Annotated in this window: 17 protein-coding genes; all 17 read right to left on the bottom strand. The window is 44.7% G+C overall.

Going from position 1 to position 21,502, the window contains the following annotated elements:
• Nucleotides 1-14 precede the first annotated feature (14 nt).
• Nucleotides 15-1,325, bottom strand: coding sequence for an ATP-dependent Clp protease ATP-binding subunit ClpX (gene clpX / locus ARA78_RS01905; RefSeq protein ID WP_022216030.1), 1,311 nt, complete (start codon nucleotides 1,323-1,325; stop codon nucleotides 15-17).
• 136 nt (nucleotides 1,326-1,461) lie between these two features.
• Entirely contained in the window at nucleotides 1,462-2,043 is a 582-nt protein-coding gene (clpP, locus tag ARA78_RS01900) for an ATP-dependent Clp endopeptidase proteolytic subunit ClpP (protein WP_015534163.1), read from the bottom strand.
• Between the two features lie 46 nt (nucleotides 2,044-2,089).
• Nucleotides 2,090-3,376, bottom strand: a complete 1,287-nt coding sequence (gene tig, locus ARA78_RS01895) for a trigger factor (protein ID WP_015534164.1) — start codon at nucleotides 3,374-3,376, stop codon at nucleotides 2,090-2,092.
• 267 nt (nucleotides 3,377-3,643) lie between these two features.
• Nucleotides 3,644-3,850: an alpha/beta-type small acid-soluble spore protein gene (locus tag ARA78_RS01890; RefSeq protein ID WP_015534165.1), complete on the bottom strand. Its 207-nt coding sequence runs from the start codon at nucleotides 3,848-3,850 to the stop codon at nucleotides 3,644-3,646.
• Between the two features lie 132 nt (nucleotides 3,851-3,982).
• Nucleotides 3,983-5,050, bottom strand: a complete 1,068-nt coding sequence (gene buk / locus ARA78_RS01885) for a butyrate kinase (protein ID WP_055279908.1) — start codon at nucleotides 5,048-5,050, stop codon at nucleotides 3,983-3,985.
• A gap of 33 nt (nucleotides 5,051-5,083) precedes the next feature.
• Nucleotides 5,084-6,004 (bottom strand): phosphate butyryltransferase, encoded by a 921-nt coding sequence (gene ptb, locus ARA78_RS01880; RefSeq protein ID WP_022216032.1) that lies wholly within the window; start codon nucleotides 6,002-6,004, stop codon nucleotides 5,084-5,086.
• A 103-nt stretch (nucleotides 6,005-6,107) separates the two neighbouring features.
• A complete protein-coding gene (locus ARA78_RS01875) occupies nucleotides 6,108-9,347 on the bottom strand; it encodes a SpaA isopeptide-forming pilin-related protein (RefSeq protein WP_055279907.1) in 3,240 nt (1,079 codons plus the stop codon).
• 235 nt (nucleotides 9,348-9,582) lie between these two features.
• Complete coding sequence (locus ARA78_RS01870; RefSeq protein WP_015534167.1) at nucleotides 9,583-10,065, bottom strand: S-ribosylhomocysteine lyase; 483 nt, start codon at nucleotides 10,063-10,065, stop codon at nucleotides 9,583-9,585.
• Between the two features lie 2 nt (nucleotides 10,066-10,067).
• Nucleotides 10,068-10,769 carry a 5'-methylthioadenosine/adenosylhomocysteine nucleosidase gene (locus ARA78_RS01865; RefSeq protein ID WP_022216034.1) on the bottom strand — a complete coding sequence of 234 codons (702 nt, stop codon included), beginning with the start codon at nucleotides 10,767-10,769 and terminating at the stop codon, nucleotides 10,068-10,070.
• Between the two features lie 40 nt (nucleotides 10,770-10,809).
• Complete coding sequence (locus ARA78_RS01860; protein ID WP_055279906.1) at nucleotides 10,810-13,170, bottom strand: transglutaminase-like domain-containing protein; 2,361 nt, start codon at nucleotides 13,168-13,170, stop codon at nucleotides 10,810-10,812.
• Nucleotides 13,163-14,224, bottom strand: a complete 1,062-nt coding sequence (locus tag ARA78_RS01855) for a DUF58 domain-containing protein (protein WP_055279905.1) — start codon at nucleotides 14,222-14,224, stop codon at nucleotides 13,163-13,165. The genes ARA78_RS01860 and ARA78_RS01855 overlap by 8 nt, the downstream gene beginning before the upstream one ends.
• 41 nt (nucleotides 14,225-14,265) lie before the next feature.
• On the bottom strand, nucleotides 14,266-15,192 hold the full coding sequence (locus ARA78_RS01850) for an AAA family ATPase (RefSeq protein WP_022216037.1): 927 nt from the start codon (nucleotides 15,190-15,192) through the stop codon (nucleotides 14,266-14,268).
• A 15-nt stretch (nucleotides 15,193-15,207) separates the two neighbouring features.
• Complete coding sequence (locus ARA78_RS01845; RefSeq protein ID WP_055279904.1) at nucleotides 15,208-17,136, bottom strand: EAL domain-containing protein; 1,929 nt, start codon at nucleotides 17,134-17,136, stop codon at nucleotides 15,208-15,210.
• A 62-nt stretch (nucleotides 17,137-17,198) separates the two neighbouring features.
• The gene (locus tag ARA78_RS01840) at nucleotides 17,199-17,891 is read right to left on the bottom strand and encodes a glycerophosphodiester phosphodiesterase (RefSeq protein WP_055279903.1); all 693 of its coding nucleotides are present in this window, start codon (nucleotides 17,889-17,891) and stop codon (nucleotides 17,199-17,201) included.
• Nucleotides 17,884-18,312 carry a hypothetical protein gene (locus ARA78_RS01835; RefSeq protein ID WP_055144164.1) on the bottom strand — a complete coding sequence of 143 codons (429 nt, stop codon included), beginning with the start codon at nucleotides 18,310-18,312 and terminating at the stop codon, nucleotides 17,884-17,886. The genes ARA78_RS01840 and ARA78_RS01835 overlap by 8 nt, the downstream gene beginning before the upstream one ends.
• Before the next feature lie 9 nt (nucleotides 18,313-18,321).
• Complete coding sequence (locus ARA78_RS01830) at nucleotides 18,322-19,857, bottom strand: DNA methylase (RefSeq protein WP_055144162.1); 1,536 nt, start codon at nucleotides 19,855-19,857, stop codon at nucleotides 18,322-18,324.
• A gap of 73 nt (nucleotides 19,858-19,930) precedes the next feature.
• The gene (locus ARA78_RS01825) at nucleotides 19,931-21,484 is read right to left on the bottom strand and encodes an MATE family efflux transporter (RefSeq protein WP_242849639.1); all 1,554 of its coding nucleotides are present in this window, start codon (nucleotides 21,482-21,484) and stop codon (nucleotides 19,931-19,933) included.
• Nucleotides 21,485-21,502 lie beyond the last annotated feature (18 nt).

The following is a 21,502-nucleotide window of genomic DNA, read 5'->3' as shown; positions in this document are numbered from 1 at the left end:
TTCGGCAATAATGACTATGCACTCTCGCCGTTATCTGTATTTGCCTTTTTCTTCCTTACCTTTTTCTTAGGAAGGTCTGTATCCTCTGATGGATCTCTGTAAGTCAGTACAGGTTCTTCATCGCCTGTTATGACACCCTTGGTAATAACACACTTCTCTATAGTTGGATCTGAAGGGATCTCGTACATAAGATTAAGTGTAGCATTCTCCATGATAGCTCGAAGTCCTCTAGCTCCGGTCTTACGCTCCATAGCTTCCTTTGCTATCTCTCTGAGTGCATCATCCTCTATCTCAAGCTGAACTCCATCAAGCTCAAAAAGCTTCTTATACTGCTTGCATATTGCACTCTTTGGCTCTGTCAGTATTCTCACAAGTGCATCCTCATCCAGAAGATCCAGAGTCACTGCAACAGGAACTCTTCCCACAAATTCAGGGATAAGTCCATACTTTACAAAGTCATGTGGCATAACCTGCTTGAGGAGCTGTCCAACGTCCTGCTCTGACTGCTCTATAACCTCTGCATTAAAGCCAATTGATTTCTGGCCAACTCTGTTCTCTATGATCTTCTCCAGTCCCTCGAACGCACCACCACATATGAATAATATGTTGGTCGTATCGATCTGGATAAGCTCCTGATGCGGATGCTTTCTTCCACCCTGAGGTGGAACTGAAGCCACAGTGCCCTCTATTATCTTTAACAAAGCCTGCTGAACGCCCTCACCCGACACGTCTCTGGTTATGGATACGTTCTCGCTCTTCTTTGTGATCTTGTCTATCTCATCAATATAGATTATTCCATGCTCAGCTCTCTCTATGTCATAATCAGCGGCCTGTATAAGCTTCAGGAGAATGTTCTCAACATCCTCTCCTACATATCCAGCCTCTGTGAGAGTTGTAGCATCTGCTATTGCAAAAGGAACGTTTAACAATTTTGCAAGGGTCTGGGCAAGATATGTCTTACCTGATCCCGTTGGGCCAACCATGAGGATATTACTCTTCTGTAATTCAACCTCAAAATCCTTCTGCGCAAGTATTCTCTTATAATGGTTGTACACGGCAACCGCCAGTACCTTTTTTGCCTCTTCCTGACCTATTACATACTCATCAAGAAATTCTTTTATTTCCTTTGGCTTTAACAGATTGATATCACCATCTGAATCAAGTCCTGCGTCAACCAGTTCTTCTTCTATTATCTCTGAGCATATCTCTACGCATTCATCACATATGTAAGCCCCAGGTCCGGCTATGAGTTTTCTAACCTGATCCTGTGTCTTATTACAGAAAGAACATCTGAGCTGTTTTCTCTCGTCACTACGATCTGCCATTACAATACCTCGATTATTCACTATTTATAATTGTCTGGAGCCAGTCTTTTCCAGAATCTGCGAATACACCGCCGGTTCTGCAGGCTGGCTCCAACCAACTGATACATCTTCTACATATCAGATATCTCTATCTGTATTATCTGTTTGTTATAACGCTGTCGATAAGGCCGTATGCACAAGCCTCCTCAGCAGTCATCCAGTTATCACGATCTGTATCTGCCGCGATAACATCAAGTGGTTTTCCTGTATTCTCACTCAGCATTTTGTTGAGTTTCTCTTTTGTCTTTAATATATGTCTGGCTGCGATCTCTATCTCTGTTGCCTGCCCCTGAGTTCCACCAAGTGGCTGATGTATCATGATCTCCGAGTTTGGAAGCGCATATCTCTTGCCCTTTGTTCCTCCTGCAAGAAGGAATGCTCCCATGCTCGCTGCCATTCCACAGCATATTGTTGAAACATCACACTTGATATATCTCATTGTGTCATATATTCCCATTCCGGCTGTAACTGATCCACCCGGGCTGTTGATATATAACGAGATATCCTTTGAAGGATCCTCTGACTCAAGGAATAACAACTGTGCTATAACAAGGCTTGCAGTTGCATCATTTACCTCATCTCCAAGAAAGATGATTCTGTCTTTCAGCAATCTAGAATAAATATCGTATGTTCGCTCTCCGCGGCTAGTCTGTTCTACAACGTATGGTACCAATGCCATGTTATCTACCTCCAATACATATCAAGCCAATCTGTCTGTTAAAATATTAAACTTCCTTTGACTCATCTACAAGAAGCTTTGCAGCCTTCTTAACTGCTACATCCTTCTTGATGCTGTCCTTCTCTGCGTCGCCCATGAATCCCTTGATATCCTCAAGCTTCATCTGGTACTGAGCTGCCATCTTTGAAAGCTCCTCGTCAACTTCCTCGTCAGTAGCCTCAATGTTCTCAGCCTTTACTACAGCCTCAAGAACTGCTCTCTGCTGGATTCTCTTGAGTGCGTCCGGCTTGATTCTCTCCATGAGAGACTCCTCTGTAACGTTTACGATCTGCATATACTGCTCAAGGCTGATTCCCTGATACTGAAGTGTCTGAGCGAACTCATCCTTCATTCTCTTCTGCATATCCTCAACCTGTGCATCTGCAATATCCATAGTTGCGTTCTCGATAACCTTGTCAAGAACCTTTGCTTCCTTCTCGTTTGCAGCGTCTCTGTTCTTCTTTGCAAGTATCTTCTGCTTTACCTCTTCCTTGTACTGGTCAAGTGTATCGCATCCGCCTACCTCGCTTGCGAACTCATCATTGAGCTCTGGAAGCTGTGACTCTGTGATAGAGTTGATCTTGCACTTGAATACTGCCGGCTTTCCTGCAAGCTCCTCAGCCTGGTAATCCTCTGGGAATGTTACGTTAACCTCAACATCCTCTCCGATGTTCTTACCAACAAGCTGATCCTCAAATGTATCGATGAATGAATGTGAGCCAAGAACGAGCTTGTAGTTCTCACCCTTTCCACCATCAAATGGAACACCATCAACAAAACCCTCGAAGTCAAGAGTAACCTCGTCGTCAAGCTGTGCTGCTCTTCCCTCTACGAGTACCTTTCTTGCGTTCTGAAGCTGCTCCTTCTTGATGTCCTCAAGAACCTCATCATCTGTTACTTCAACGTCGATCTTCTCAACTTCGATTCCCTTGTAATCGCCAAGTGTAACCTCAGGCTTTACAGCAACCTCTGCTGTGAATACGAAATCCTTGCCCTTGCCCATCTCTATTACGTCAATAACTGGCTGTGATGCGATCTCAAGCTCTGAAGCTACAGCCTCTTTTGGATAATACTCGTTGATCATTGCATTTGCAGCATCCTCATAGAATACTTCCGGGCCATACATCTTCTCGATGAATGCCATTGGCACCTTGCCCTTACGGAAGCCTGGAACATTAAATCTGTTCTTTGTCTTGTTGTAAGCTGCTGTCATTGCCTTGTCAAAATCTGCTGCAGGTACTGTGATTGTAAGCTTTGCCATGCTGTGCTCAAGCTTTTCTACTGTGAAACTCATCTTTTTATTTCCTCCTTGAAATGTGCAAATGGTGCCTTAAGCCCTACAATTAAGGCACTCAGATAGCATCCATTTATCTTTTTCTTGTTTATATGTGTGGACAAAGTCCACATCAATCATCGATTATATCATAATGTGCAAATGATTGTCCAGTCCATTATACTATTATTATAATAGAAAGTTTTCACGACACAAAAGACCTGATGTATGGATCATACACCAGGTCTTCTTTTTGTTCGTAGATCTAACGGAGATTATAAGCCAGGCTTATCTTCCTGACATCTGCTCTTCCTGTCTCTTGATCATCTGACGAACCATCTCGCCACCGATTGAACCTGACTGAGCTGATGTTAAATCTCCATTGTAGCCATCCTTAAGATCAACACCGATCTCCTTGGCTACCTCCATCTTGAACTTGTTCATAGCACTCTTTGCCTCTGGAACACTTGTCTTGTTAGAGTTTGAACTTGCCATAACCCTGTACCTCCATATTGAAATAATTATTTAAGACTTTCGTCTTGTTAGTATTATTAACAATATGGCTTATGTTATAATGGCAATTTCTGTTATGTGCCATGCACTTTTTATCTGAAAATCACTTTTCTCTTAATACTTCATTGGCTCCTCTTCGCCATTCATGACTCTGAGTGCGCCCTGAGCAAGTGCAAGGAGCTCATCCTCTCCTGCATATACTGTAAATGGAGCAATAAATCCTGCTCTCTTCTCAAGCTCTTCGCATGTGTGCTTTGAATATGCGATTCCACCTGTGAGGATGATCTGATCAACCTTTCCTCTGAGAACTGTTGCCATACCACCTATATCCTTGGCAACCTGCTGATAGAATGCATCCTGAACAAGCTTTGCATGCTCATCGCCCTCATTGACAAGTTTCTCAAGATCTCTTGCATCGTTGCTTCCGATGTAAGCGTTGAAGCCGCCCTTTCCAACGAGCTTCTTCATAACCTCAGCCTGTGTATACTTGCCTGAGAAGCACATCTTTACAAGTGCTCCTGAAGGAACGCCACCTGCTCTCTCTGGTGAGAATGCACCGTCACCGTCAAGTGCGTTGTATACATCTACTACCTTACCGTGATCATGGGCACCAACTGATACACCGCCACCCATATGTACTACGATGAGGTTCAGGTCTGTGTACTTCTTGCCAACTTCCTTTGCATATCTCTTGGCTACTGCCTTCTGGTTGAGTGCATGGAACACGCTTATTCTTGGAAGCTCAGGTACTCCTGAAAGTCTTGATGATGGCATAAGCTCATCAACAACGACTGGATCTACGATGTATGAAGGAACTCCGAGCTCATCACCGATCTCTCTTGCGAGGATACCACCAAGGTTTGATGCATGCTGGCCCTGCTTACCGATCTTAAGATCCTCAAGAAGGTCATCGCTTACTGCGTATGTACCGCCTGGGATTGGCTTGAGCATTCCGCCACGTCCTACACATACATCAAGTGTCTTGATGTCAAAGTTCTTCTCAGCAAGGACATCAAGAATAACCTTCTTTCTGAAGTCCTTCTGATCTACTATCATATTGAAGCCTGCAAGCTCCTCTGTTGTATGTCTGAGTGTCTCCTCAAACAGAAGTGTCTCGTCCTCGAACACACCGATCTTTGTCGATGTTGAACCTGGGTTTATTATAAGAATCTTATATGACATTTTTTAAACCTCCAAATGTTTTTTATGTATGGCTTATTTGTTTGCCTTAAGTGACTCTGCAACAACTGCTGCAAGTGCTATTGAGTTGAGCTTAACCTCAAATGTATCTGATCTTGATGTAAGGATTACAGGAGCATCTGTACCTGTTATGATACATCCGTTCTTACACTTTGTTGTATGAACAAGTGTCTTGTATACAAGGTTACCTGCATGTATGTCTGGGAACAGAAGGATATCGGCATCTCCAACGATCTTTCTGTCTGTAGCTCCCTTATGGATAGCTGCCTCTGGCTCGATCGCAAGATCCATTGAAAGAGGTCCGTCAACGATACAGCCTGTGATCTCACCGTTCTCGTTCATCTTTGTGAGCTCAGCAGCCTCTACTGTTACAGGCATCTTAGGATTTACAACCTCTACTGCTGCAAGTGGAGCAACCTTTGGACAAGGTATTCCGCACGCATGAGCAACCTCTACAGAGTTCTCTATGATCGACTTCTTCTCCTCAAGTGAAGGATAAGTCATGAACGCAACATCTGTAAGGTACAGGAGTCTGTCAATACCAGGGATCTCAAATACACATACATGTGAAAGTGGCTTACCATTTCTGAGACCAACCTCTTTGTTGAGGACACTCTTCAGGAAATCCTTTGTTGAGAGAAGTCCCTTCATATACATGTCAGCCTTATGATCATGAACAAGTTTCACTGCCTTAAGTGAAGCCTCTATATCATCTGGCTCATTTACGATCTCATAACCTGTAAGATCCATACCGATCTGATCTGCGACCTCTCTGATCTTTGCCTCGTCACCCACAAGTATAGCATCTGCGATTCCCTTCTCCTTTGCTGCCTTTACAGCCTCAAGAATAGGCGCATCCTGTGCTACTGCAACTGAAACTGTCTTTCTGCTGCACTGTGAAACCTTTGCCAATAAATCATCAAAACTTTTACTCATCTTTCGCACCTCACGTGATATTTATTATTTATACAAGTCCATTTTGTATGTTATCACTTATAAATCTAAAGGTCAACCACATTGTCCCATGTTATTATTACTGTCATTTTGATTCTCCGGTAAATTTTTTCCTGTAAAATACGATTCCCGCAACCGAAACTACGGCAAAGCACATAAGCAGTATGACCTTCGAAACAGGATCCCGATCTCCGGTGTCCGGCGTATCAGGAGTGTTTGGTGTGTCGGGTGATGGATGTTCTTTTATTTTCTGATTTGTTATGATCACCGGATCATCCATGGTATATTCACTTTTTGATGTGTCTATCTGAATTTTTTTGTCTGTTTTTTCGTAACCCTCCGGGGCAGCTAACTCCTCTATGCTATACGTGCCTCTGGCAAGTCCGTAAAATACAGCCTGTCCATTTTCTTCCGATTCAGCTTTTGCGATCAGAGCCCCCCGGTCATCATATATGCCAAACACAGCCCCGGCAAGCGGACTGCCATCCTCCTGATCCGTCTTGAGTATATGCACCATGCCATAGTGATTTTTGACATTTATCACCGGTGGCTCATCTGCACTCTCCGGCACGCTCACCGGTATGGAATTTACCCCCGGGTCGGCAATATAACCCTTGGGAGTTCTGGTCTCCTTTATATAATACTCTCCCGGCTCGAGTCCGGTGAATTCTACACTGCCGGCTTTGTCAGTCTTTTTTGTCATGAGCTTTTCATGATCAGATGCCCTGTACAATGTGAACTCCGCATCCGCAAGAGGTGTCTCCAGAATATCATCCGTCTTGTGGACACTTATGCTCCCTCTGATCTTCTCTTTTTCTTTTGTATAAACTGTCTGTGAAGCAAGGTTCACATCCTCATGTGAAGCTACGACCTCTCCCTCATAATCCTCATCCGTAAGCACCTCATAGCAGACAAGAGCCGAACCACTTATGCTGTCAGTCGAAAACCTGAAATTCACATCCACCGTCATCTCCTCTGCATCTGCGGTAAAACATTTCTCTGACGTTGATCCATCTGCCCCAAGCGGTCTGCCCGACTCCTGTGAGACAACGCTTCCGCTCAGTTTGTATCTGTGCCCGATATCCAGCCCTTTCATACTCACCGTGTCCGTGATATCTACAGTTTCCGCATCCGGATCAATGAACTTCGATCCGTCTTCACTGTTCTTCGCTACAGATTCTATCTCCGGCATCCTCTCATCAACTATGTCCCCAAGATCAAGCACGCACTCATCTGAATCTATTTTGAATTTTATCGGAGCAATGCTCTTATACTTTCCCTTATTTGCATCACAACGAAGCTCTGTCAATGTGTACTCTCCGTACGGCAGTGACCCTTTGGTCTTGTCCGGCTTTCCATCCCCAAACCAGATATCATCCGCAGAACTGGAGTATTCGCCATTGGCATCAGTTGTTATCTCCGCAGACTGGGTGCCATCGGAGTTCTCGACGAAGAATCTCACATTTGCGATCGCTGTCCCATCCTCGGCATCCACTTTTTTGAATTTGAAGTCACCTCTTACGACATGGTTCCCGACCACAAGCTCGTAGCCATTTACCAGACGAACAGTGTCGCCATCCTGTTCTATTCTGTCCAGATATATTCCATCTGAACTATCCTTTATAATATTGCCATCCTTTGCGCTTTTAAATATTGAATTCACAAGCGTGTACCCTTTTGGGGCTTTTGTCTCCTGAACCGTGATTGTTCCCGTCTGCAAAACCACATCCTCAAGGCCGCACTTACCGCTGTCATCCGTCTTAAGCGTCCAGCTCTGATCCGGCTTCTCTGGGAGCTCGTCCACGGAATTATAAAAATTCCTGTAATAATTGACTGTAAACTCAGCCCCTGACAAGACAGCATCTCCCTGAGATTTATCTCCCGTCTCCGCATCCTGTTTGTATATGCTCAGATCAATCTTGCCTGAGATCACCTTGTCCCAAGTCTCCCAGCTTATTTCAAGCTCCGTGGATGTACTGACCTCCTTGCCATCCACGGACAGGAATTCTCCTTCTTCGTTTATAACGAGCTGTGCCACAGCACTGTTTCTCTCATAGTTGTACGGAGCCCTTTCCTCATATATCCTGTATGTTCCGAACGGCATATCTGTGATCTCATAGGTTCCAAGTCCGCCATATTCTGACATCACAACTATACCATGTCCATTCTCATCAGTCTCTATCTGAGCCACCAGAGTGCGCAGACTCTGTGTGCCGTTTTTCACTTCCATCTCAATATTGTACAGAGCTTCTCCCACACCGGCGCCGGAATCTCTGTCGGTCTTGTGCAGACTGAACTTTCCAAGAACAGGCTTCTCTCCCGTCCATTCAATATCCATAGAAATACTGCTTGAAGCTACCGTTCCAAATAACAACTGCTGGTCATCATCTACCTGAGTGGAATCTACAGTATACACTGTAACTCCGGGGATCCCTTTACCAGACTTTACTGTGCCCGTTCCCTTATAAGCCTTCTCAGCACTGAAAAAGAATCTGTCGCCTCCCATTATAGTTACCTTACCTGTCTTGTGGATGGTGAACTCCTTTTCTCCGCTTTTCCTGATATGGAGCCATGTATCCGCCGGTACCGAGATCCTCACTCCATTCTCAGCATCTGCCTTACACCTCATTATCCTGGTTCTTCTTCTCTTCTCACCAGTCTTCTTGTCCACATAACCGGTATAATCCTTAAGACTTACATAATTACCGTAATTCTCTTTGCTTCCATCATCTATTATCTCTATATCTGCCTGATCTCCCTGAAGGACGATCTCATCTCGCTTTGTCTCCGATATGTATTTATAGAATTCGTCTATAATGTCAAAATACTGTCCATGTCTTATATAATTCAAAGTCAATGTCATGATGAGCTGTCTGTGATCTGCGGACACCCCCTTAAAACCAGACCACGCATATTCACTTCCCGGTCCATACAGAAACGCTTTCTGAAGCAGTCTGTTATTTGTCACGGAAAATGCCACCTTGTCCGTGCTCTTAACTTCATTTTTCTTATGATCGCCGCAGTATGCCCTGTACTCTACACCATCCTTATGCACCGTGTAATGCCTCGTGTATGGCATCTCATTGTAAAACACCACATCGCCGCTTAGGATGCAGTCCACATCTTCATAACTTATCTCATATCCGGCCATAGCCGCAATTCCATCCGTTGAGGTGGCCATAACATCAGTATGCCTGCTTTTCTCCCCGGCATACAATTCGTCAGCACTTGACCTTGTACTGAACCTATGATAAAAAACCACACCGGCCACACATACGGCCAGAAGAACAGCCAGCAGAATCTTATATACATACAATCTTTTCATAATCTCTTCCTTTCTGTTTGAGTTTCAGCCCATTCGTAACCGTATCCGGTAAGAGCCGTCTTCATGAATCTGTTTAGCTGTTTTATGTGCACAAAAAAAGCTTACGTGCATTAAAAAGCACGCAAGCTTCATTGTCAATAGAATGGCAAACATTCCTCAACAAAGCGAATTTCCACTGAAAATCACCCGTTTTTTACATGGTCTGTATATTTTGATCCCATTTGTAAATTGGAATTTAACCCTCTGGATAATTAAGTCTGCTGTCATCTATATCATACAGAACCTGTGACAGGAATTTCTCTGCAAGATAGTTCGCCATACCGAGATTCATATCCAGGTAATTGCCGCACTCTCTTGGATTTGCTCCAGGGATCGGATCGTGATAATGTCTTATGAATTCGAACATTGATATCATAAGCTCCACTATATCCTTCGACTCATAATCGCCTGCGAGTATGAGATAAAATCCCGTCCTGCAGCCCATAGGTCCAAAGTATATGACCCTGTCCTTATACTCTTCATTATTTCTCAAGAATGTCGCACCGAGATGCTCTATGGTATGAACCTCCGCAGTGTTCATAACCGGCTCATAATTCGGCTTTGTCATCCTTATGTCAAATGTTGTGAGGATCTGATCCCCTGCCTTATCCTTTCTCGACACATAAATGCCCGGATTCAGAAGAAGATGATTTATCTGAAAACTTGCTATCTTATCCATGTCTACTTCACCTCATATCTCTTTATTATCTCTGTCATCATGTTTACACTGTTCTCTATAGCCTTTGCCGCAAATGTAGGATAATCCATCTCTGCACTGTCATCAGCCTTGTCCGATATGGCCCGGACAACAAGATACGGAACCTTATTCAGCACTGCAACATGTCCTATGGCCGCGCCCTCCATCTCTGCACATCTTCCACCAAATGTCTCCACAAGCCATTTCTTCTTGTCCTTGCTCCAGATAAACTGATCGCCGCTCACCACTCTTCCAGTGAACACCTTGACTCCTATATTTGCTGCATCCACTGAGTCCTGTGCTATCTTAAGCAGCTCATCGCTGGTCTTGAACACGCTCAGCTCTGTATCAGGGATCACACCCGGCTCATATCCAAGGGCGGATACATCCATATCGTGCTCCACGGTATCCGTAGCCAGAACGATGTCTCCTATATCTATGTCAGCATCCAGTGATCCGGCTATTCCGGTGTTGATGATAGCTGACACTCCATACATGTCGATCAGCGACTGGGTACACATGGCCGCATTGACCTTGCCGACACCGCACTTTACGACCACGACATCCGTTCCTTCTATCTGTCCTTTGTAGAAGCTCATGCCACACTTGTCTGTGACCTGGAGCCCATCTATCATCTCTTTCAGTCTTGCGACTTCCTCGTCCATCGCACCTATGATTCCAAGCATCTCTTATACCTCCATTATCCATTGCTACCTGTCAACTATACTACAACATTCGGAATATGTATATCCTCTTCATAAAAGGAACCTGTCTCCTAAATCTCCTGAACAGCACCCGAAGTTCTCCCATACGCTGTACATATTCGTCCCCGGACACCTCGCCGCCATAGCTTATGCCTTCCATATATGTCGCAAGGTCCTCAGTCTCCGCCGGATCTGCGCCCTTACAGAAATATTCAAGCTGCTGCCTGTGATTTCCCGCCTTCGAAAAATCATCCGACGCAAGTCTTGCATAATCACACATATACCTATAGTAAGCTATCACATTTCCAGTCTTATCTCTCCTGTGATAACCCACAAAACGAACTATCTTCCTGACTGCTATACGCCCCACAAACAAGAGCACTGCAAATGCTATACATCCCGCCAGAACATATATTATCCACACGGCATTTCCAAGTGAAAATGCTGTACCGGTCGTATCTGTTCCGGTATCTCCGCTGTCATCACCTACGAGCCATCTTCCAAATCTGGACCAGAAATCATCCTGGGTCTCATCCTCATCTTCACTCGACGGAGGTGTCAGCTCCACGACCTGCCATCTGCCACGTATGAACGCCTCTATCCACGCATGAGCTCCGCCATCGTCCACATCCACCTGAACAACAGCCGTTCTTCCAAGCTCTGATGAGCCTGAATAATAATCATCGTAACTGAACTGTTCTTCATCGAGCATTGTTCCGTCAAGGACCTCGGTGTAATCCACGGCATACCCCTCCACATATCTTGTGGGTATCCCCATGTATCTCAGGATCAGCGCCCCCGCAGTGGCATAATTGGCACACAGGCCCTTCTTCGTGGTATCAAGGAAATAATTGACATAATCCTCATCCCTCGGCGTGGCTCCCGGATGCAGTGTGTACGGATAATTCTCCAGGAAGTATATATACACCTTCTGCAGCACATTATCCACACTGTCTTTTTCCGTGATTCCTGCGCTCTCACAGAATCTTCGTATTGAATCCATATTCTCCTCTGGAATCTCAAGATACTTGTCATCCACCGACGACATAACCGGCTCAGCCAAAGCGGATGGACTGTACTCCACACTGTACAATGAATCGCCCTCTTTGTAAGTATTCATGGCTTCTATATCAGTGTAGTAAGGGTAATATTTTAGATCTCCGGCGCCATCTATGTTCTGTATATCCATTCGTCCTCTGGCATGTCCTTCAGAATTGACCGGTGACGGATAGTCGCCATCCTTATCTCTGTCCCAATGATCCCAGCTATACTCATCACCAACGAACGCTTTCAGATAGATCCTGTTTGTGCTATATGGTGCAAATGTGATTACCAGATCCGTCTGTCCATCAAGTGTGACATCCGACACGCCACCAAGTTTTCCATTCGCCAGGCCTCCGGTATTCGCCGAATTCCTTAGGGATTCAAATCCATACATGATGAGGTTTCCAAGCGGGCCTTCGATTTTGTTCTTCGCCGAGCTATCACGATACCTGTACAGATAAGTCTGCTGCGGCTTGACAAGAATAACCGCACTTCCCACCAATATACATACAGCCGCCACACCGACCGCAAGCTGCAGAGACGCCCTGTCACTATGCCTGTAACTGAATCTTCGCTTCTTCTCATCATATTCAAACGTACTGTCCTTGTCAGTTATACGGAAGTGACCATTTCCCTTAAGGCAGATAACTCCCAAAAGTCCTGTGGATACCATGAACATGTAAATAACATCCGGCTCAAGCCTGAAAAACAATGGTAATATAAACACAGGAAGTGAAAACCACACTGCCCAGAACACACTCATATTCGTGTTAAGGAAAATGTTGAGGATTATTATCTCTACACAGCCTATAGCGATGGCTGCCACAGGAACAGTGAGCATCCTGTTGGACAAAGTCTCGGAGAATACCTTAACCTCCTGGGCTCCATAATAATCAGTCACATGATCCAGAAACTCATTTACGATAGCATAAAATCCACTGTTTATATAACGTCTGAGAAGCATGATGAACAGGACAAAAGCGACAAGAAATATGACATATCCAACATCTCTCACCCACACCTTGCCTGATTTGAACAGACCACAGAAGTACATGGCCAGCAGCGCATACGCCAGAAATATAACGGGAACACCGTACGCCATATCTATACACGACAAAAAGCCGCACATTGAACCACCTATGATAAATATCTCCAGCAGGCATTTTGCAGCAATACCTCTGCTGTCCGATTTTCTTCTGCGCAGCTTTCTTTTTCTGTAATCCGCGCCTTCTCTGCCTCCATCTGTGATCTCCGGATCGTTGAGCAGCCTTACACCTTCACAGAATTCTACCGCTTTCCTGTCTTCAGTTTTCTTTTTTTTACCAAAGATTCTACCCAATTATGTATCCTTTCACACGATCTCCATATGTAAACACTACATTGCCATCCGCTCTCATATCGCCGGAAACAACTATGATCCTTCTGTCAGAATCCAGATTCTTCTCAAGCATCGATAACCCATAGCCAAAATCTGCATACGCCTGCTCATAAAAGATCTTCTCCATCCATTCAGCGAGATCATCCCTGCTGTCTATCGAAGTCCTGACTATATCGCCCTGCGCGCCGCTCCAGTAATAGAATGTAAACGGCAGTTGTTCATCCAACAAACTTACAGCCATGCCGTAGGCGGATTTCAGTACATCATTCAATATATGTGTCTCATCATCGGCAAGCTCTACCAATATCATGAGCTGGCTTGACGACATGCTCTCTCTGTCCTTTACCATCAGCACGTCTTTTTTTGCTGACAGCTTCCAATGTATATTCTGAAGCTTATCCCCCGGCTGGTATTCTCTCACATCCACAACCTCGGAGAAATCATGACCTTTTTTCCGGCTCTCCTCAGCCTCGTTCATCCCCTGTGAAACCGCGGTCATATCCGCCTTCACATCAACCTTTCCGGAAGGGAAAACCTTGTACTCTTTTACCGAGTTGCATTTGCTCTTTATCCTCACAAATCCAAGCCAGTCAGTAACGCATATTCTGTCCGCTTTCACCTCCAGTGCACCTACATACGACTGGGCTATCTGGTAATCCACCACATTCGCACTGCGCGAATATGCAGGTATGCACAGCGTATGCCTGCCATTTGTATGGAAAAGATCATTCTCCATGCTTATCTCTATCTCTGTGTTCATATTCGGAATAATGCTGCTGTTGTCGAGCACAACCGATACGAGAAATGGCGAGTCCACCGTAAGGTTCTGCTCCCCGCCGCCAAACTTTACAGTCAAATGCCTTGAAAGCACAAAGGTGCATACTATTGACACGACCGGCAGAACTATCATCAGTATCATAACTATGAAATTAAAATATGAATGCACAAAAAGAAGGATCAACAGATTTATAACAAACACGAGAATGTATTTGAATACATGCCATGCGTACTTCATCCGCTGATCCTCCTTTACTTATATCTCTTATGTTCTCAGTTCTAAGTCCTTGGAACCTTAACCTGACTTCTCACTTCATCCAGAGCCTCTGCGACAGTCATTCCATTAGCTCTGGCACGGGCTGCAAGCTTTACCCTGTGCCCAAGCACGTCGTTGAACACCTCTGCTATGTCTCCCGGCACAACATATTCTCTTCCAGAGAGCACCGCCATTGCTCTGCTCATCCGCAGAAGTGCATTTGCGCCTCGCGGACTTGCTCCCATCGAGAAGAGCTCACTCTCCCTGGTAGCCTCAACCAGAGTCACTATGTAATCAAATATTGAATCATGCACACTCAAAGTTCTCGCCTTATCCTGAAGACCTATCAGTTCATCTCTCGTCACTATTCTCTCTACACTGTCCATAGGTACAAATTCCTGACCTTTAAGTATCTGCACCGCAGCCTCGTGGGATGGGTATCCCATGGAAAGTCTCACCATGAATCTGTCAAGCTGGGACTCCGGAAGCATCTGCGTTCCCGACGAACCAACCGGATTCTGGGTTGCCATGACCGTGAAAGGCTGCGGAAGTTCCCTTGTAACAGCATCGACTGTCACATGTTTTTCCTCCATGATCTCAAGGAGTGCCGACTGAGTCTTAGGCGATGTTCGGTTTATCTCATCCGCAAGGAACAGATTACAGAACGCTGAACCCTCTCTGTACTCAAACTCACCGCTTTTTGCATTGTACATGGAAAATCCCATTATGTCACTCGGCAGAACATCCGGTGTAAACTGGACTCTGTTATATTTCATATCCAGAGTTCTGGCAAATGCCGTTGCAAGAGTGGTCTTGCCCACACCCGGGATATCCTCAAGCAGTATATGTCCACCCGCAAGTATGGCAGCATAGACCTTGATTATTATATCTCTTTTTCCCTTTACGACCTTCTCTACCTCATCAACGACCCGGTTCTCTATATCTGTCATACGCCGTCCTTTCTCTTAGCTCTGGTTAACTCTCTTCACCTCTGATATGAACTTATCCTGTGGCAATGGTCTTGAGAAATAATAGCCCTGAATGTAATTCACTCCAAGATTGCTGAACTCCCTGAGGGATTCCTCCGTCTCCACGCCTTCCACTACGATCTTCATATTCATATCCTTAACCATGCTTATGGTGTTCTTGACAACCTTCATCATCTTGTCATCTGTGTCTATATCCGCAAATGTCTTGTCCAGCTTAACTATCGCAAACGGCATGGATGCTATCCTCTTCATATTGGAATAACCTGTTCCAAAATCGTCAAGTGAGAATGCAATACCATAATCTGTGAGACTGTTGATATTGTCCATTATTGTCGTCTGAGCATAGGCAGCCGCAGTCTCAGTAATCTCAAGATTTATCTGCTCATTGCTGACTCCGTAACGCTCCATCACCGCCCGCACGTCTTCTGATAACTCACTGCTCATGCACTGGATGACCGACAGATTCACCTCAACATATTCCAGTCCGAGATTCTTGAATTTCTCTCCAGCTATGAAACGGCACACCTCTTCAAGAACGAACTTACCTATCTTATGGATCATTCCATTCTCCTCCGCAGCAGGGATAAATATCTCCGGCGAAATGTATCCATACATATCATCATTTAATCTCAGAAGTGCCTCAGCACTGTTATACTTTCCAGAATCTATGCTGTATATCGGCTGATAGTAAACCTCAAACCTGTTCTCGGCAAATGCCTTATCAAGTATCATGTCCATGTCCCGCATCAGATCATATCTTTCCTTGTTATAGATATCTCTGGCATAGAGAACACGGCCTGTATACTCGTGCTCAGCAAGCTCACCGCCAAACCGCATCACACTGTCAACATCCTCTATATCCTGAGGACATCTGGTGATACATATTATCGGCAATAGATTTATAAACATATCATTATACTTATATCCCTTCTTCAGCTTCTCGTTTATCCGCTCCGCAAAATCCTCAGCCTGATCCTTGATACGCTGGTTCATGACACATCTGAACATTCCGGTTCCCAGATAATACCACTCAACATCATATCCGTATGGTCTGCTCCACTCTAAAAAGTCTTCAGAGATCTCCCTGAGCAGCTTATGATATTCCTCAACTCCCAGAATCCCGCGAAGAGTCTTGTCATTCTCCATAGTTATCATAACTACCGTTATATCAAGGCCATTATCCAGAGAATTTCTCACGTCGTCCATGTATCTTGTGATCTTGTTCAGGCCCGTGGCACTGCTTATAACCTGCTCCGGACTCTGTATCAGCAACGCAACGAACAGTAATCCAATCGCATTTGCAAACATCTCAATCGGAATATCCGGGTTAAACATCTGAAATACGGCCGCAACAACAACCAATGGGAATATCGCTATGGTTGATACAAATCTTCCTCTTGTAAGTCTCCTGTGATATCTCGTAACAACCATGAAGCCCAGAATCATATAAAATATTCCGGCAGCATACAGAAATGTCATGAAAAACTCTCTTCTGTACTCTCCCTGTCCGCCTATACTGAATACACACGGAGTGAAAAAATTAACTCCGAGCATGATCATGCACAGCAACGTTGGAAGTGCCAGTATGAAACTCTTCACTTTACCTCTGAATATATGTATGGCATCCACTATGTTCACCACATAAGCGGCATACATAGCCGATGAAACGACATGGAAAAAGAGATATCCCGTATGGAATATGTATTGGGTGACTACATGCCTTTCACCCATATTGTCAAATGCGATGGCGCCTATATCAAACGCTGTGGCAACCATTGCAATGGTCAGAACAAATTGAAACTGCCTGTTTAATTTGCCTCTGGTCATCTTCTTCATGATGACTGAGACCATGATAAGAGTAAACACGCAGAATGCCGCGTAATCAAAGTATAGTACTTTGCTCATATTATCCTCCTATGTACAACTCCTCCACCTATAGAATAATATAACAAATATTTCTAGGTCTTTCAACGCATTATATCCGGGCGGTCTGTTATCACTGCATCTACGCCCAGTCTGCACATACGTCTCATCCAGTGTGGATCATTCACAGTCCACACATATACCGGTATGTGCTTGCGCTTCATTCTCTTCACAAATTTCTTCGTGCAGAGAAGATAATTCGGCGATATAAAATCCGCTTTACACCGTCTCATTCTTCTCTCAGGAAAATACTCATTCAATCTGACACCGAGCTTAGCCTTTTTCTTACCGACGAGCAGTCCGGTCTTTATCCTCGGGTCTATGGCCTTCACATTGTACGACACTTTGTCCTTGAAGGATTTTATCGAGAACTCACCGTATCCAAATCTCCCCTTGACAAGATCTATGACACGCCTCTCGTATCCGCTCTCCTTTAATTCTATATCAAGACATATCTTTCCGCTGCAGAGTTCCAGGACTTCGTCAAGCGTAGGCACTCTGTAGCCTTCTTTTGATGCAATATCGTTGATCCTGTTGTATGTCATATCTCCTATCTTTCTGCCGTCTATAGTTCCATCATGAAATACTATGAGTATATTATCACTGGTTTTCCTCACATCGAACTCCACCATATCCGCCTTCAGATCTATAGCTATCTGAAACGCTTCAAGTGTATTCTCATGAGGCGCAAGGGCACTCGCTCCTCTGTGTGCTATCACCATAGTCTCTCTATTCATGCAAATATACATCTCCATTCTGATCAATATTTAAATCATATATATCATCTATCGGTATCTCGGTTCTGTCTTCCATAACTATCTTTTTCCCATATACGTCAACATTGCGTATATATCCCGACACATGTTCGTATCTTCCACCAGCTTTTCTGTCATCCTTTACAAAATACTCTATACTCACACATTTTTTGTCTGCATTATGCATTATATTCAACAGTTTCTGATCAAGAACCATTTTCTGACTCTCATCCAGCTCCAACTTCTCATCGGTGAGCCTTGCAGTCTCCGCTATGGCTGCTCCATGTCCTGTGAGTGCGGCAAACGGGGCAAACTGTGCTGCTCTGTCATGGATAGACATGTGCGGATGAACAGAGGACACGTGATGTGGAAGCTGTATTATGTCATCGTAATTATCTTCCATAAGCCCCTCCTAAGCCTTGTGACCGCCTATCTGTCCGTTCCTCTCTATCGTCGTACCGCCCTCCTCAAGATTCATTCCCTTAAGGACTGCATTTTTGCCAAATTTCTTCTTGAGCTCTATCATCGCTTTCTGCATGCTCTGCTCCCGCTTCATATCCTGCTGCTTTTTCTCCGTCTCTGCTGCCCCGTCTCCAAAATCATCAAACAGACTGAGCTGCCTTGCTGACTGTTTCTCATGTGCCGCAGTATTCGATATGATATTGTTCGCCGTGACATATATCCTTCTGACATACAATAAAGGATCTACGATCTCTTCAAACAATCCGGTCACCGCATCCATGATGACCTTTGTAGATGATGTATACTCTCCAAGATTCACCGTTCCATGGGCACTTTTCGGTATCTTTCTCCCATACATATCTGTCTGTATCTCTCCGGAAAATTTCGCTCCCGCAGCGTTCTTTTTGAGATTATCTATATCATACCCCACTGTTATGACCATCTGATCTGTCTTGACATTCTTATCCACAAGATCCAGCACGAGCAGATCCGTCATCTCACGGATAATAAGTCTGGCTTTTTCATATTCGTATGGGCATGACAACACCTGTCCTGAACCTATGCTGTTCCTCTCCGGCTTGTAAGCCTTGATATCTGCAATGGTACAAGGCTCCCAGCCCCATGCATGATCTATGAGCAGCTCTGCATTTATACCAAATAATCTGTACAGCAGATCTTCGTTGTAATACTCATCGTCATGTCCCAGTGAGCATCTGGCGATATCACCCATTGTATAAAGTCCATGACTCTCAAGTTTTCTCGCATATCCTTTTCCCACTCTCCAGAAATCTGTGAGCGGTCTGTGATTCCACAGCTTCTGTCTGTACGACATTTCATCAAGACTTGCTATCCTGACTCCATCCTTATCCGGGGCTATATGCTTTGCCTCAACATCCATCGCTATCTTACACAGGTAGAGGTTCGTTCCTATCCCTGCTGTTGCTGTTATACCGGTCTGTGCAAGCACATCCTGTATGATCGTCATGGCAAGATCGTGCGGACTCATCTTATATATCCCAAGATAATCCGTCACATCCATGAACACCTCATCTATGGAATACACATGCATATCCTCTGGTGCTACATACTTCAGATAGATGTTATATATATCCGTACTGTACTTCATGTAATATGCCATACGTGGCGGAGCGGCTATATACGAAACCGCAAATTCATTATGCTCCGCAAGCTCATTGGAATCGCAGCTCTCCCCGGAAAAGTTTCCACCGGGTGAAAGTGTTCTCCTGCTGGCATTGACCTCCTTAAGCCTCTGCACCACCTCGAACAGTCTGGCTCTTCCAGGTATACCATAGCTCTTCAGCGACGGGGAAACAGCAAGACATATGGTCTTCTCTGTTCTCGACGCATCTGCCACTACCAGATTGGTGGTCAGTGGATCAAGTCCGCGCTCAACACATTCAACCGATGCAAAGAAGGATTTCAGATCTATCGCAATATACGTTCTATCTTTCTTATCCCTATCCACAGCCAATCCCCCTGTCACTTCTTGCTCAGTCTTAATCTTCTCTTTCTGATGCTTATGTGCCTTGGGTCACATACTATACAGCAGCCGTCTCAGCAGCTTTCCCGCCGGCCCGTGTATGCCCCAGCACTTTCCTCGATACGAGTATGTAGGCGATTATCATCGCCGTACCTGTTATTATCCATGAAACTATATACACGTTCAAAAGCATGCCAAAAGAATGATATCGCGCAAACACCGTATATATCCATATGATCCTGAACACTACTGAACCCACAACTGTTATAATAGCCGGCAGCATGGATCTGCCAAGGCCTCTGAGTGCCGCAGCTGTCATCTCATATGTTCCTGTCATCGCCTCAAGGAGCATGACATGCTTCATTCTTATAAGTGCATACTTTATAACCTCTGTATCTGTTGTATAAAATCTCACAAGAAAATCCCCTGAAAGCATCATGGCACTGCTGAACACAGCCGTCATAAGCATGCCCTCTAACATGGCAATCCTGAGAGCTTTTCTGCATCTCTCCTTCTCACCTGCACCATAATTCTGGCTCACAAATGTCACTGCTGCCTGTGCGTATGCGGATATGACAAAATATGCAAAATATTCAAAATTAAGACCCGTGGATGAGCCTGCCACAGCATCAGGACCAAAGCTGTTGATTCCGCCCTGTATCAGCACATTTGACAATGAGAAAACTGCCGTCTGTATCGCTGATGGAGCTCCTATCCTGAGTATCTTTCCCAGGCACACTTTATCTATTCGTATATTCTTTATATCGAGTCTGAGTGGACCTTCCTCATGCATCAATATATACATGACTATTCCCGTACTGACAACATTTGATATGACCGTTGCCATGCCGACGCCTGCCACTCCAAGTTTACACACACACACGAAGAACAGGTTGAGTACAACATTGAGTACACCTGAAACTATCAGGCAGTAAAGCGGACGCCTTGTATCACCTATAGCTCTGAGCACAGCCGCTCCAAAATTATAAAGTATGATAAACGGCATTCCCACAAAGTATATCCTCAAATAAAGTACAGCCTGATCCAGCACCCTCTCAGGGGTATCTATGGCCTCAAGAATCGGTCTTGCCACAAACATTCCCGCAACAAGCATAACTATTCCGCATATAAGGGCAAACTTCACGCTGGTATGCACACACCTGCTTATGGAATCTTTTTTGTTCTGGCCTATATAATGGGCCACAAGAACATTCACACCCACTGAAAGCCCCACGAACACATTCACAAACAGGGCAACAACCGCCGCATTGCTTCCAACGGCCGCCAGGGCATCACTTCCTGCAAATCTTCCTGCCACAGCTACATCTGCCGAATTGAAAAGCTGCTGCAGTATACTGCTGGCGGCAAGTGGCATGGCAAATATAAGCATCTTAAGCGCCAGTGAACCATTTAACATATCCATCTCGTGCGATTTTTTTCTATAATCGGTGTTCTTTTCTGTATTCGTTTCTTTGCCTTTTTCTTTGCCTTTTTCTATGCTTTTTTCTATGCTTCTTTCTTTACTCTTTTCTGCGCTCATTCTGATGTCAGTCTCTTTTTCGTCATTGTGCTTCATTCTGATGTCCGTCTCTTTTCCGTCATTGTGTTTCATCCTGATATGATCTCCGTT

This window comes from Coprococcus eutactus, assembly GCF_001404675.1.
GTDB classification, from domain to species: domain Bacteria; phylum Bacillota; class Clostridia; order Lachnospirales; family Lachnospiraceae; genus Coprococcus; species Coprococcus aceti.
The sequence above is the reverse complement of the archived record's forward strand: the minus strand, read 5'-3'. Positions and strand labels throughout refer to the sequence as shown.

Bases quoted from the DNA above. Each gene is read 5' to 3' on its own strand.
- clpX (WP_022216030.1), bottom strand. From the start codon at position 1,325: ATGGCAGATCGTAGTGACGAGAGAAAACAGCTCAGATGTTCTTTCTGT.
- clpP (WP_015534163.1), bottom strand. From the start codon at position 2,043: ATGGCATTGGTACCATACGTTGTAGAACAGACTAGCCGCGGAGAGCGA.
- tig (WP_015534164.1), bottom strand. From the start codon at position 3,376: ATGAGTTTCACAGTAGAAAAGCTTGAGCACAGCATGGCAAAGCTTACA.
- ARA78_RS01890 (WP_015534165.1), bottom strand. From the start codon at position 3,850: ATGGCAAGTTCAAACTCTAACAAGACAAGTGTTCCAGAGGCAAAGAGT.
- buk (WP_055279908.1), bottom strand. From the start codon at position 5,050: ATGTCATATAAGATTCTTATAATAAACCCAGGTTCAACATCGACAAAG.
- ptb (WP_022216032.1), bottom strand. From the start codon at position 6,004: ATGAGTAAAAGTTTTGATGATTTATTGGCAAAGGTTTCACAGTGCAGC.
- ARA78_RS01875 (WP_055279907.1), bottom strand. From the start codon at position 9,347: ATGAAAAGATTGTATGTATATAAGATTCTGCTGGCTGTTCTTCTGGCC.
- ARA78_RS01870 (WP_015534167.1), bottom strand. From the start codon at position 10,065: ATGGATAAGATAGCAAGTTTTCAGATAAATCATCTTCTTCTGAATCCG.
- ARA78_RS01865 (WP_022216034.1), bottom strand. From the start codon at position 10,769: ATGCTTGGAATCATAGGTGCGATGGACGAGGAAGTCGCAAGACTGAAA.
- ARA78_RS01855 (WP_055279905.1), bottom strand. From the start codon at position 14,224: ATGAAGTACGCATGGCATGTATTCAAATACATTCTCGTGTTTGTTATA.
- ARA78_RS01850 (WP_022216037.1), bottom strand. From the start codon at position 15,192: ATGACAGATATAGAGAACCGGGTCGTTGATGAGGTAGAGAAGGTCGTA.
- ARA78_RS01845 (WP_055279904.1), bottom strand. From the start codon at position 17,136: ATGAGCAAAGTACTATACTTTGATTACGCGGCATTCTGCGTGTTTACT.
- ARA78_RS01840 (WP_055279903.1), bottom strand. From the start codon at position 17,891: ATGAATAGAGAGACTATGGTGATAGCACACAGAGGAGCGAGTGCCCTT.
- ARA78_RS01835 (WP_055144164.1), bottom strand. From the start codon at position 18,312: ATGGAAGATAATTACGATGACATAATACAGCTTCCACATCACGTGTCC.
- ARA78_RS01825 (WP_242849639.1), bottom strand. From the start codon at position 21,484: ATGAAACACAATGACGGAAAAGAGACGGACATCAGAATGAAGCACAAT.